11 protein-coding genes and 1 pseudogene are annotated in these 12,756 nt (G+C 70.7%); 3 read left to right on the top strand and 9 right to left on the bottom strand.

The window, feature by feature from the left end:
• Positions 1 to 12 precede the first annotated feature (12 nt).
• The 3 genes from B4N89_RS41600 to B4N89_RS41610 all read right to left on the bottom strand — a co-directional run bounded on the left by B4N89_RS41600 (position 13) and on the right by B4N89_RS41610 (position 4,637).
• The gene (locus B4N89_RS41600; protein WP_078981821.1) at positions 13 to 636 is read right to left on the bottom strand and encodes a hypothetical protein; all 624 of its coding nucleotides are present in this window, start codon (positions 634 to 636) and stop codon (positions 13 to 15) included.
• Positions 637 to 978: 342 nt separating this feature from the next.
• A complete protein-coding gene (locus B4N89_RS41605) occupies positions 979 to 2,325 on the bottom strand; it encodes an erythromycin esterase family protein (RefSeq protein ID WP_235619292.1) in 1,347 nt (448 codons plus the stop codon).
• Positions 2,326 to 3,365: 1,040 nt separating this feature from the next.
• Positions 3,366 to 4,637, bottom strand: a complete 1,272-nt coding sequence (locus B4N89_RS41610) for an MFS transporter (RefSeq protein ID WP_078981823.1) — start codon at positions 4,635 to 4,637, stop codon at positions 3,366 to 3,368.
• Between the two features lie 38 nt (positions 4,638 to 4,675).
• On the opposite strand from B4N89_RS41610, the gene B4N89_RS41615 reads away from it, so the two are divergent.
• On the top strand, positions 4,676 to 5,302 hold the full coding sequence (locus B4N89_RS41615; RefSeq protein WP_078981824.1) for a helix-turn-helix domain-containing protein: 627 nt from the start codon (positions 4,676 to 4,678) through the stop codon (positions 5,300 to 5,302).
• Positions 5,303 to 5,470: 168 nt separating this feature from the next.
• On the opposite strand, the gene B4N89_RS53605 is transcribed toward B4N89_RS41615, so the two are convergent.
• From B4N89_RS53605 to B4N89_RS41635, 5 genes and pseudogenes are all read right to left on the bottom strand, one after another.
• Complete coding sequence (locus B4N89_RS53605) at positions 5,471 to 6,472, bottom strand: ATP-binding cassette domain-containing protein (RefSeq protein ID WP_414646484.1); 1,002 nt, start codon at positions 6,470 to 6,472, stop codon at positions 5,471 to 5,473.
• Positions 6,473 to 6,574: 102 nt separating this feature from the next.
• Positions 6,575 to 7,081 (bottom strand): annotated as a pseudogene (locus tag B4N89_RS53610) (ATP-binding cassette domain-containing protein); the annotation flags it as partial.
• 568 nt (positions 7,082 to 7,649) lie between these two features.
• Complete coding sequence (locus B4N89_RS41625; RefSeq protein ID WP_235619349.1) at positions 7,650 to 8,264, bottom strand: helix-turn-helix transcriptional regulator; 615 nt, start codon at positions 8,262 to 8,264, stop codon at positions 7,650 to 7,652.
• Positions 8,265 to 8,390: 126 nt separating this feature from the next.
• Positions 8,391 to 9,551, bottom strand: a complete 1,161-nt coding sequence (locus B4N89_RS41630; RefSeq protein WP_078981827.1) for a threonine synthase — start codon at positions 9,549 to 9,551, stop codon at positions 8,391 to 8,393.
• Between the two features lie 159 nt (positions 9,552 to 9,710).
• A complete protein-coding gene (locus tag B4N89_RS41635) occupies positions 9,711 to 10,007 on the bottom strand; it encodes a hypothetical protein (RefSeq protein WP_143658277.1) in 297 nt (98 codons plus the stop codon).
• 368 nt (positions 10,008 to 10,375) lie between these two features.
• Here B4N89_RS41635 and B4N89_RS41640 point away from each other — a divergent pair, with 368 nt between their 5' ends.
• The gene (locus B4N89_RS41640; protein WP_101897529.1) at positions 10,376 to 11,290 is read left to right on the top strand and encodes a DUF2867 domain-containing protein; all 915 of its coding nucleotides are present in this window, start codon (positions 10,376 to 10,378) and stop codon (positions 11,288 to 11,290) included.
• On the opposite strand, the gene B4N89_RS41645 is transcribed toward B4N89_RS41640, so the two are convergent.
• Positions 11,205 to 12,038 carry an enoyl-CoA hydratase/isomerase family protein gene (locus tag B4N89_RS41645; RefSeq protein ID WP_078981829.1) on the bottom strand — a complete coding sequence of 278 codons (834 nt, stop codon included), beginning with the start codon at positions 12,036 to 12,038 and terminating at the stop codon, positions 11,205 to 11,207. The genes B4N89_RS41640 and B4N89_RS41645 overlap by 86 nt on opposite strands.
• A gap of 121 nt (positions 12,039 to 12,159) precedes the next feature.
• Between B4N89_RS41645 and B4N89_RS41650 the strand changes: the two genes are divergently transcribed.
• Positions 12,160 to 12,543, top strand: a complete 384-nt coding sequence (locus B4N89_RS41650) for a winged helix-turn-helix transcriptional regulator (protein WP_078981830.1) — start codon at positions 12,160 to 12,162, stop codon at positions 12,541 to 12,543.
• The last annotated feature ends 213 nt before the right edge of the window (positions 12,544 to 12,756 follow it).

A 12,756-nucleotide genomic window follows, 5' to 3' on the forward strand; every position in this document is an offset into this window, starting at 1 on the left:
GCGGCCTCCTCGTCATCCGGCGGGCCGGGCGCGGTCGAGCAGGGCGTCGATCGCGTCGGGTTCGACCCCGGATCGGCGCAAGGCGATGATCCGCCGCTGGATCCGGTCCCAATGGCGGTCGCGCGCACGCGCGCGCGCTTCGGCGGTGGTGTCGTGGGTGGCGCGGTATCGGGCCAGGTCCTGCCAGGGGCACAGGATCAGCTCGCGCGCCAACGGCATCAGCAACAGGTAGTTCCTGGGGAGCGGTGTACCTATGGGAAGGGCTTGGATCTCGCGGTAGCGACGGGTGAATTCCTCGGCGGCGGCCTGTTCGTCGGTGGGCAACGGCTCCCAGGGTTGGGCCAACAGGAGTGTGTCCGCGCCCGGGGTCGGGTTGTCGATGGCGTAACTCCCCCAGTACAGGCAGGGGATGCCCACCACCTCGCGGTCCTCGCCGCCCGCACCGGGCTCGGCCGGTCGCCACGTGAAACGCTGGGCATCGGCCGTGTACCTGGTCATGACCCATGGGCGGGGGTCCATGATCCGCACCGGATACGTCGGGTCGCCGGCGGAGGGCGCGTCCCGGTCGTCGGGGTCGTAGGTGGCGTCGCGTTGGGGATCGGCGGCGAACAGCACGTCGGTGCGCAATTCGTCCATGGGGACACTCCCTCGAGGAACGGCGTCGGTGTGACGGTGGTCGTCATGACCGCCGTCGGAACGAAGTTTCTCGCATTCGAGGCACGCTTCTTCGAGTTCGGCCTCCGGATTCGGATCGGTGTCGAAACGGCGCGGAACCGCTTCGAACACGGCCGGGCCGGCCGGGCCGGGGGGGCCGGAGTACGCGCAGGTCCTCGCAGGGGCACCACCCGGGCGCCGCGCGACACCGGCGCCCGGGTGGTGGCAATCGACCGACCGATCAGCCGATCCGCGCAGCCGACCGCCCGGCTTCGTTCGACGTCCTGCGAATCCGATACCGGACCTCGCGCCGTGACCGGACGGTCAGCGCATGTGGGTCTCGGTGACGCGGTGCAGGTGGACGACGACGTCGTACGTCTGCGCGAGACGGATGTTGTTGATGATGTGGGGATCGGGCCAGGAGGCACCGATGCTGCGGGTGGGACGACGCGTGCCGAGCCAGTCGCGGGCGGTGCGTGGAGCGGTACGCGTGTCCAGGTAGTAGTCGCGCGTCGAGACCTTCTCCAGCGTCTCCTCGTTGCCGCCGGCCGCTGTCGGCCCGACCTCGCGGGGGCGGAACGGCGACGTGGGGTCCTCGGCGTCGACGGCGTTGAACCGGCCCTGTCCGAAGGTGAATCCGACGGCGACGTAGCGCGAGCCCAACGCGTCGCGGAGGAACTGGCCCTGGACCTTGGGGTACAGGTCGGTGTTGTCGGGCTCGGTGCCCACGTGGGTGTTGTGGGCGGACAACAGGACGCGTTCCCCGGTGTGCCGCTGCCACCACACGGTGTTGGCGGCCATGCTCTCGTCCCGGTGCAGTTGTGCCTTGGCGCCCTCGGATCCCATGAAGTCGAAGCCCTGGGACGTGCCGACCTGGGCGATGGACCTCGCGTGTTGCAACACCAGTTGGTACTCCTTGGCATTGCCCCCCGGTCGCTGCCGTTCCAGCAGGTCGTAGGCGCGGCGGACGTCGTCGCGCATCCGCCGGCGGGTATCGAGGGGCAGCGTGCGGCGTTGCATCATGGTGTCGCTGACGCCGGCGGTGGGGCGAGATTCCTGGTACAGGCGCCGGAACTCGGGCAGCAAGGCGGGGTAATGGCGGGCGACGTAGTCGGTGACGGCGTCGAACTGCACCGTTCCGGCGTAGTTGACGTCGTTGCCGACCACACGCAGGGGGCGGCGGTCGGGGTGGCGTTGGTTCCACTCGCGCATCCAGCGGAACTGGGCGGCCATCTCGTGGGTGTTCCACAGCGCTCCGCCGTTTTGGAGCTCGTCGGACATGATGGCGTCCAGGTTGCCGGCGCCGCCGCGGACCCAGGCGTCCAGGCGCAGGCCCGCGCTCCAGTGCATCTCGAACGCGAAGGTGGTGAAGCCGCGGCGTTCCACCAGGTGGCGCAGCAGTCGGTGCTTGATGTTCTGGAACTCGGCGGAGCCGTGAGTGGCTTCGCCCACCCCGAGTATCTTCGCGTCGCCGACCATGCGGTCGAAGGCGCGCAGGTCGCCGTCCGGGGCGGCGGGGTCCGTGGAGCCCAGATCGTGCGCGGCCGCGGCCAGGGCGCGCACGGGGTTGGTGTGGGTTGCCGATCCCGCGTGTGCGGTACCGATCCCGCCGGCGGTCGCACCCAGGCACAGCGCGAGCGGCACGAAGGTGCGCAGCACCTGCCGGGCCACCCGTGATTGCGGGCAACTTCCTTGGTTGGACCAGTGGTTCAGGCTAGTGCGCGATACACGCGGATTGTCGTTTCGCATGCGCCCAGGCTAGGAATCCGGCCCCTCGGCGCACATCGTCCGCAGGCCCGAGGACCGGAGTCCCCGACACGGCGCTGCCGGTTGGTACTCGGGTCCGGTGTCGGGTCGATCCGGCCGAACTCACGTACCGGGTGGCGAAGTTCAAAGGACGCAGGTCGGAACGGCACGAACGGCCACCGGGCACCGACGGGCCGATGGTGGGGCCTGCGTCGGCCGGCCAGCGCCGCACCGTGCGATCGTGTGGACGTTCGCGCGGTGAGGCGGTGGTCACTGCCCGCCCCGCCCCGGCCGACGCGTGGGGCGAGGTGGGCCGACGTGGAGCCGGAGGTTCGCGAACCGGTCGGGATCGACGACGCGGGATTGGTCATCGGTCACGAAGTCCGCGGGTGGCGGCGTCGAGGCTCACCAGGTGCCGGGGATCAGACGTGGGGTGTGAGCGACCGGTGTAATCGGGTCCGAGGGTGGCGGCGAGGAGGGTGTCCTCGGCGCGGATGGATGCCGGTCTGGGCGCTTGCTGTGGGAACACGCGCGCGATACTCGCCCAACACCCGAACGCCGAAACGGCCGCGCTGTTGGACGCGTTGTACGTAAGTCACCTCTTGGCCCTGGCCGATCGGCAACGGGAGCAGTAGGGCCGGACCACGACAAGTCTCGGCCCATCCCCCGAGGCCGGCCGGGTTCGCGGTTGCGGGCGGGCGCCGGTCGGCACGACACCGGGCGCCGCCCGCGACCGGCGGGCGACCGAGCCCATGTCGGGGTCAGCGGTGGGTGATCCACCACACGAGCCTCGTGCCGACGCCGCCGGCCAGGCGGCCTTGTGCGGTCCGCCACGGTGAGCGGGGTGAAGCCGTCCGAGGCGGTCACCTCGGCCGACCGCACGTCGATCCATGGCGCGTACTCCCGAGACGGTCGTGGTGGTCGATCAGGGCGGCCGCAGCACGGCCGTGCGCACGATGTGCCGCTCAGACTTCGCGCGCGTCGGCGGCCGGGTGGTCCGGCGGCAGGCGGACGAACAGCGTGCCGATGCCCGCGCTCGCGAACAGGGCGGCCAATATGCCCCATGCGACGCCCCCCACCGCCTGGAGCAGTGCGGTGATCAGGACCGGGCCGAGTACGTGGCGTCCGACCGAGCGACCCATCCCGAAGGCGGCCAGGTATTCGGCCCGGCGGTCGTCCGGCGCGACGGCGTAGGACAACGTCCAGGCCGCCGACACCGCGATCACCTCGCCGCAGGACAGCAGCACCACGCCGAGCGGGAAGACCACCGCGGCGGGCGCCCGTTCGGCCGACCACAGCAGCACGCACGCCGCCGCGAGCAGCGCGCCGGCCGCCACCTGGCAGCGCCGCGCGGCCCGCACCGACACCGCGAGCCGCGCGGCCGGCATCTGGCACACCACGCCGAACACGGTGTTGACCGCGTACAGCGCGCCGAGCCACGCCGCGGACAACCCGCCGCGCATGGTCAGCCACAGCGGAATGCCCAGATTGAGCACCGGCAGCCAGAGTTGGAGCAGCGTGTCGATCGAGGCCAACCCCCACACCCGCCGATCGCGCAGCGCGCCCCACCCGGACACTCGCGTCGCCGCGCCCCGGGCCGGCGGCGCCGGGATCGTCGCGAGCAGCCCGGCCACCAGCACGAACGCGGCGGCGTTGACGAGCACGACCGCGCGGAACGCGGCCGCGTCGTCCAGGCCGACGGCCAGGCCACCCAGCGGGGCGCCGAGGCTGATCCCGAGGTTGGCCACCGTGCGGTAGGCGGCCAGGGTGCGCACCCGGTCGGCGCCCTCGGCGAGTTCGGCCACGAATGCCTGGGTGAGCGCGGACACACTCTGGTCGGCCGTGGTGACCACGGCGACTGCGACGAGGAAGCCCCACCACTCGCCGACGGCCGCGTAGCCGGCGGTGCCGGCCGCGCGGGCCAGGTGCAGGGCGATCAGGGTGTTGCGTACCCCCACGAGGTCGGCAAGCCGGCCGATCGGCACCGCCGTACCGAGGGCGATCAGTCCGGCCAGCCCGAGACCCAGGCCCACGCCGCCGGTGGACAGGCCGACGATCCGGGTGAAGTAGACGGCGGAGAACGCGACGAACAACCCGACGCCCAGGTAGTCGACCAGCCCCACCCCGAGCAACCGCCGCACCCGACGCCGCCCCCGGACGCCGGCGCGGCCTCCGCCGATCTCGACTTCGGTCGTGTCCTGCCCGGTTCCCCGCTCGTGCCCACTATTCTGTGTCATGGATACAGTATTTTGGACCCGGAGGACACGATAGCGCCATGACCGATCCCGCCGAAGCCGTCGGCTACACCCTCGCCGCCAATCTGCGAGCCGCCCGGCAGGCCCGAGGCTGGCGGCTGGACGAACTCGCCGGGCGCTCCGGGGTGAGCCGCAACATGCTCCAGCAGATCGAGACCTGCCGGACCAACCCGAGCATCGCCACCCTGGCCCGGATCTCGGCCACTCTCGGCATCCCGATCGGTCGGCTGGTCGAGCCGCCCGAGGAACTGGGCCACGTGGCCCGCCACGACGAGGCGCCGACCCGGCCCGGCGGCCGGGAGAGCGTGTTCCGCCTGCTGATCAACGACACCACCGCGCCGTTCACCGAACTGTGGGAGCTGCGCCTCGCGGCCCACGACGAGGTGTCCGCCGGCGCGCACCCGACCGGCACTCGCGAACTTCTGCACGTGCACGAGGGCATGGTCACCGTCGAGGTGGGCGGCGCGACGTTCGCCGTCGGCCCCGGCGACGCGCTGCGGATGCGCGGCGATCGGCCGCACGTGTACCGCAACACCCGCGCCGAGCCCGCCCGGCTGACCATGACCGTCGTCTACGCAGGTGTGCCCGACCCCCGTTACCGGGAGATCGGCGCCGCCGCGTCCCGGGACAGCACCGCAGCCTGGTAACCCGCGAACAACGTCGCGCCGCTCGACGCGGCGAACGCACGGCGCACCTGCGCCCCGGTCCTGCCGGCCCCGGGCGGCTGCTCCCGCGGACGCGCCGACGCGGCGCCCCGTCGTCCCGGCCGGGACGACGGGGCGCCGCGTCACATGACGGCGGGCGGCACGCCCGCACTACCGCGGATCCACCGCCGTAAGCCCCCGCTCGTCGAGGTTCAGCCACCGCGTGATGCAGAGCCCGCGTAGAAACGGCACGTCGTGGCTCGCCACGATCAACGCACCCCGGTAGGACTCCAGCGCGGTTGTCAACTGCCGCACACTCGCCATGTCGAGGTTGTTCGTCGGCTCGTCGAGCATCAGCAACTGCGGCGCGGGCTCGGCGAGCAGCAGCGCCGCCAGCGTGGCGCGGAACCGCTCGCCGCCCGACAGCGAGCCCGCCCGCTGGTCGGCCCGACGCCCCCGAAAGAGGAACCGGGCCAGCCGCGCGCGGATCTCGTTGTCGCTCGCGCCCGGCGCGAACCGGCCGACGTTCTCCACCACGGTCAAATCGTCGAACAACAGGTCCAGGCGCTGCGGCAGGCAGCGCATCGGCACCTCCCGCCGCACCTCGCCGAAGCGCGGCTCGGTCAGCCCCGCGATGGTCCGCAGCAGCGTCGTCTTGCCCGAACCATTGCGCCCGAGCAGCGCGATGCGCTCGGGCCCGCAAACGTCGAGCTTTACGCGCGGCCCGAACCGAAGCCCGACGCCCGGCAGCGCCACGACCCGGCGGCCCTCCGGCACCTCGGTCAGCGGCAGGTCGACGCGGATCACGTCGTCGTCGCGTACCGCCCGCTCCGCCTCGGTCAGACGCTCGCGCGCGTCGGCCAGGCGCTCGCCGTGCATCGTGCGGTGCTTGCCCGCCGCGACCTGGGCCGAACGCTTGCGCTGGGCCATGACGACCTTCGGCTCGCGCTTGTTGTCCCACATCTTCTGGCCGTAGCGCTTGCGGCGGGCCAGCTTGCCGTGTGCCTCGATCAGCTCTCGCTTCTGGCGGCGTACGTCGGACTCCGCCGCCCGCACCATGCGCTCGGCAGCCTCCTGCTCCACCTCCAGTGAATTCTGGTACGCACTGAACGTGCCGCCGTACCAGTGCACTTCACCGTCCCGGAGATCGGCCACCCGGTCCACCAGCTCCATCAGCCCGCGGTCGTGGCCGGCCACGACCAGGACACCGGGCCACGCCTCGACCGCTTCGTACAGGCGTTCGCGCGCCACGAGGTCGAGGTTGTTGGTCGGCTCGTCGAGCAGAAGCACGTCCGGGCGGCGCAGCAACTGGCCCGCGAGAGCCAGCATGACGGTCTCCCCGCCGGAGAGCTCGCCCGTGGTGCGGTCCAGGTCGAGGTGCGCGAGGCCGAGGCCGTCAAGCGTCGCCATCGCGCGCTCTTCGACGTCCCAGTCGTCGCCGATCGCCGCGAAGTGCGCCTCGTCGACCGAGCCCGCCTCGACCGCGTGCAGGGCCGCCCGTTGCGCCGCGATGCCGAGCACCGAGTCCACCCGGGCGGTCGTGTCGAGCGTGAGGTCCTGTGGCAGGTAACCGAGTTCACCGGTGACCCGCACCGAGCCGCGGGTGGGCGCGAGGTCGCCCGCCATCAGGCGCAGCAGCGTGGACTTCCCGGCGCCGTTCAAGCCCACGAGGCCGGTACGGCCCGGGCCCACGGCCATCTGGAAGTCGTCGAAGAGGGTGCCGCCGTCCGGCCACGCGAAACCGAGGTCGGTGCAGACGATGGACACGGTGAAGGTTGACATGATGGATGCCTCCAGGGCGCTCGCGGAAAGGGCGGCGTCTGGAGACCCGCGGGCGCGCGGTGCATCGACCGGAGGAGGGGGAGGACGGCAACGCCTGGGATCAGGCGGTCCCGGGGACCGGGAAGGCGGCTCCGTGCCGAGGTCGAGATCGCGTGCCCCCGCAACACGGTTGCCCGGGTGCGGCGCGGGTCTCCTGCCTCAGACGAGCAACGGCCTTCTCCTTCGGGTCCCGCCGGATCATGTGCGGCCCGAGCGACTCGGGCCGGTGCGAATCTAGGCGAGCATCAGGTGCCGGGCAACGCATTTTCCGAACACACGCCTCGAACCTCCGAAGTCGCGGGCCACAACCGTGTACCCGCGCACATCACCGGGTCCGTGATTCGCCGCGCGACCACCACGAACGGGTGAACGCGATCCCACCGAAACGCCTTGGATGGACTGCGTCGGAGGGTTGGCGACGGCCCGGATTTCGAGAGCCGAGCCGTAGTGCGGTTCGTGGCCGCAAGGCCCGACACCGCACCCCGAGTTCGCCCGGCGCGCACCGCCCGGTCCGCACGGTCGTGGGCCCTCACGGTGGTTGCTTCGCGTAGTTGTAGACGGTGGCGCGGGAGACGCCGAGGAGATCGGCGATGGCCTGTGTCGATCCGACGACGTCGAAGAAGCCGTCCTTGTGCAACTGCTTGACGAGTGCGCGTTTCGCCTCTCGGGACAGGCTCCGCGGGGTGGTGGACCGGTCCGCGGCGAACGTTTCGACGACCTCGCGAAGCTCGCGGGCGGCGCGGTCGCGCAGGGTCTCCAAGGCCTCGCCGCGGTGTTCGACCTCGGTCGCGACGAGGTTGGCGAGGGTGAGAGTCAGCGGTGACAACGTCGAGACGTCGAGGTTGAGGCACAGCGCCGCGACGTAGACGCCTTCGCTGTTCTTGATGCCGATGGAGGTGCTCTTGACCGGCCGTCCGTCGGGGAACCGATTGGGGTAGTTCTGGATCACGCTCGGGTAGTTCGGGTCGGCGATCCGGCGCAGGCCGAGTTCGGTGGCCGAGTCGCCCACCTTCCGACCGGACAGGTTGTTCTCGATGACCCGGATGGCATGCCGCGGATTGCGCAGGTCGTGGAGCACCACCTCGCACAATCCGGGGAACATCCGTCCGACCGCGACCGCGATCTTCTCCGCCTCGGCGAGCAGGCGTTCGTCGTCCGCGGCGGTGGCCCCACCGCCGGTCCTGCCGTGGTTGTCGTCTGCGTCCCGATCGCCGTCGGTGGTACCCACCAGGGCACTCCCCTCTTTCCTCCTGCTTGACAGCTGTCGTCGCTATCGGTGCGTGTCCTGGTCGAAGACGGAGGCCATCTTCTCGGACGATTTGGCACCGGCGCCGGTGAGAACGACCACGGTGGTCTCGTCGGCGCCGATGGTGCCGTCGGCGATGAAGTGGTCCAGCGCCGCGATGGCGACGCAACTGGTGGGCTCGGCGTACAAGCCGCGGGATGCGAGTCTGCGCACCGCTGCTCGGATCGCTTCCTCGGAGACCGCGACGGCCGCGCCGCCGGACCGGCGGATCGCCTGAACGGCCTCGGGTGCGCGGGGCGGGTCGGCGATCGAGGCACCCTCCGCGATGGTGGGCACTCGCTCGCGGCGGGTGGTCGGGGCCAGGTCGTTGACCGCGTCCGCGATGGTGGCCCAGTGCTCGGGCTGCCCGACGAGCAGCCGCGGCCGGTGCTCGATCCGTCCGGCGTCGAGCAGTTCGCCGAACGCGATGTCGCAGCCGAGGATGTTGCTTCCGGCGCCGGCGACGAGGACGACGTTGTCGGGAGCGGCGAACCCGAGGTCCTCCCAGATCTCGTAGGCGACGGTCTTGATGCCCTGCAGAAAGAACGGATGCCAGTTGTGGCTCGCGTAGGTGATCCACTCGGACTGGCGGATCGCCTCGCTCGACACCTGTTCGCGAGTGCCCCCGACGAGTTCGATCTGCGCTCCGTGGGCACGAGACTGCACGATCTTCGCGGCCGAGGTCGATTCGGGCACGATGATCCTGGCCTGGATCCCGGCGGCCGCGCTGTAGGCCGCGACGGAGGCGCCGCCGTTTCCGGAGCTGTCCTCGAGCACGCGGCGCGTGCCCTGGCCGGCGAGGTGCGAAATCATCACCGACACCCCGCGGTCCTTGAAGCTCATCGTCGGGTTGAACCACTCAAGCTTGAAGTGCACCCGCCGGCCGTCCCAGGTCAACGGCACCATCGGGGTGCAACCTTCGCCGAGGCTGACCCGGTGCTTCGGATCCACGGGGATCGCCGCCTGGTAGCGCCACAGCGACCGCTCCGAGGTGACGATCCGGTCGGGAGTGATGCCACGGAGGGGGCTGAGCGCCAGCGGGGTGCCGTCGTCGCCGCGCCAGCGTGGGTCGGTGACGTCGTAGCGGTTGCCTGAACGGTCGTAGAGAAACGGGACGGTCGTAGGGGACTTGTCACCCGTGGTCATGCGCTTGCCTTCCGGGTGCCGACCCCGAGCACCAAGGCGGCAACGATGAACAGACCCATCTTGTTCTCCATGGAGTCGACTCCCAAGACGAAGCGCCCGCGTCCACGCTGGTGCGAGCAGCAGGTCCGTCCGACCTCCACCAACATATAGACAGTTATTCTAGATTTGCAATACTCGTCTAACCTCGGCCGACACCTCGTCGAGGATGAAGTCGGCGTCCACCGAAGTGATCATCCAGGCCGGGTCCCGGGGGGGCGGCGCCCAGGCGCGGAGGCAGTTGCCTTCGTCGAGCGGTTCGACGACACCCATACCGGGCCGGCCCAGGTACCAGTACCTGCCGAAGTGGACGGCGCTGTGCGGTTCCGTGCTGCGGAGCGAGCCGCCGCGCGGCCCGGCGTGGTCGAAGCGCAGTCGTCGGCGCAGGCGGCAGGCGATGGCCATCAACGTGTTCGGCAACACCTGCGGCGGGGGGCGACTTCGAGCCGCATCGGGCGCTGACGCGGAGTCCTTCGTGTACCGACGCCGCGCGCTCACTCCATCCGCCGGCCGACTCGGCGACCCGGCACTCCGCGCCCCCAAAGGACGCCAGAGCGCGGCCACTTCACCACTGCGATCCCGAACACCACGCCCCACGTGCCCGATCGGCGACCGCTCGCCCTGCCTCCTCGGATCAGCGCTTGCGCTTCTTGAGATAGTGCGGGATCAGAAAGAGCGCGATAAGCACCCACACCGCCACGAACGCGTACGGGAACCAACTCGGCCCGTCCGGACGGCCACTCGCCAACAAGCCACCCTGAGCGGCAAATACCGTTCCACCCAAACCCATGATCAACCGTCTCCTTCCCGAAGCCTCCCGCCGAACCGGCACTCGAACGCCCGCCGGCCGGCCCCATCGCCCTGAGCGGCGCCTACCCGGCCCTGACCGAAACGTGCCCCCAAGGGACCGCCTATCGCCCACCGAAGCAGCGCCACACCCCCGCGCCCCGCGTTCCCCGGCGGGCACGGGCCCAGGCGCGGGGATTGAGCGCGGGCAGCCGGCCCGGGGATTCGGACAGCAGGAAGATCACGGTGAGGGACCGACGCTGGGCGCCGAGGTACTTGGTGTCGAAACGGTCCTGCAGTGCGGGGTCGGCGTGGATGTCCGCCGGCAGGCCGGCGACCGTCTCCCTCCCGAGCCCGCCCGGACCGGGGCCGACGCCACCCCTTGCTCCGACCCGTTCACCGAGGTGTACCAGCTGCACCGCGAGGCCGCCCGAGAACTGGCCAACAGAACGGTGCACACCATCATGCACATGGGCTGGGTACGAACCGACGACGACAACCACGAACTGCGCATGGCCGCCCTCGTCAAGCCCAACGGAACATTCGGACGCCTCTACAGACACTGGGCCGTACCCCCGAACCCCACCGCCGTGCACCGACCCGGCGCCGCCTCTCGACCGTTCTCCCGCACGCCCGACGCGCACGACCCCCACCGCCGGCCCAAAGCCGTCGACCACGCCCGCGGCCGGGCCGTCACGCTCCTCGCCGAGGCCTTCGCCTCCACGTCGAGGCGACGTGACGGTCGACAACGCCGGCATCCGCTGAGACGGGGATCCGCACGCCGTTCCACTCGCACGACACCGATGAGTACACGGGGTCCTCGTCCGGGTCCTATCCGGGCAGTCCCCGGAGCAGGCCCTCCAGATCGCGCTCGCCGTCGCGGGTCTGGGCACCGTGGGCCAATCCGCCGCGGATGAGACGCTCGGCCGCGGGGCGAGCAAACCGGCCCGCCCACGCGTCGTGCTCCCGCAGGAGACCCTCGGCCAGGTCCTCGGGGACGATGGCGCGCTTGACCGCCGCGATCACACCCTCGGGCAAGGCGGCGATGTTGCGGGCGAGGCGGTCGACGACGTCGTCGAGTTCGTCGGCGGGGACGGCCCGGTTGACCCAGCCGTAGCGCTCCGCGGTTTCGGCGTCGTACAGATCGGCACCCAACACCGCCTCCAGGGCGCGATTGCGGCCGACCCGGCCGGCGAGATACTGCGTGCCCCCTCCGCCGGGGACGATGCCCATGAGGGCTTCGATCTGGCCGATGCCGGCGCGACCGATCGCCGCGAACGTCATGTCCGCGGCTGTGACGAACTCCGCCCCTCCGCCGCGCGCCATCCCGGCAAGCTTGACGATGGTCACCTGGGGCTGGTGCCGAAGCAGTTCCCCCAGAGCCTGGAAGACGTTGACGCCGTCCGGAAGGTCGGCCGCGAGCTCGTCGAAGGCGTCCGGAGTGTCGACGAGGGACATGTCGACGTGGGCTATGAAGAAGTCCGGATCGGCGCTGTCGAACACGATCACCCGAAGCGAGTCGTCGCTTTTCAGCGCGGTCAGCAGGTGCCGGAGGTCGGCCATCAGGGCGACGTTCAGCACGTTGACGGGCGGGTTGTCGAGGGTGACGCGGGCGATGCCGTCCTCGCGACTCACCCGCAGGGTCGAGTAGGCGTCGTGGTCCATGGAGATCTCCGATCGGTACCTGATATGCACCTGGTTCCTGATGCATACTTACGGTGCGATGGCGAGCGACCGGCGTCAATAACGCACTTTTGGCATCGCAAGGATCACGAGGGATACCGACATGGCCACTTCCGAAACCGGCGCCGACGCCGGCGTCGTCTACCGGGCCGACTGCCCCAGCCGCCCGATCCTCGACCAGATCGCCGACAAGTGGTCGATGATGGTGATGGCAGTCCTTGACAAGCCCACTCGGTTCAACGAGATCAAGCGCCGCCTCGAAGGCGTGACCCAGCGGGTCTTGACCCAGACCCTGCGCCGCCTGGAGCGCAACGGGATGATCACGCGCCGCGTGCTGCCCACCTCGCCGGTGGGGGTCGAGTACTCCCTCACCCCGCTCGGCGAATCCCTCCAGGAGCCGTTCGGCCGGTTGTACGCCTGGACGGTCGACAACACGGACGAGATTCGGGCGCACCAAGCCGACTACGACCAACGCGTTCAAGGCTGAGCAGGCGTACCCGAACCCCATCGCCCGGTCCTGAGCCACCTCCCAGGGGCGGACGATCGCATCGACACGCGCGGCGGGTTCGAGCGCCACGCGGGTTCCCCGCCCTGCCGCGAGGCCGGATCAGGCACCTTGGCCGGCAACACCAAGCCGTGGGGCGCCGGGTTTTCGCGCCCCACCGAGTGTGGTTTGTCCCACTCGGGAGTATCGATCGAC

The sequence above is a fragment of the Embleya scabrispora genome (assembly GCF_002024165.1).
Taxonomy (GTDB): domain Bacteria; phylum Actinomycetota; class Actinomycetes; order Streptomycetales; family Streptomycetaceae; genus Embleya; species Embleya scabrispora_A.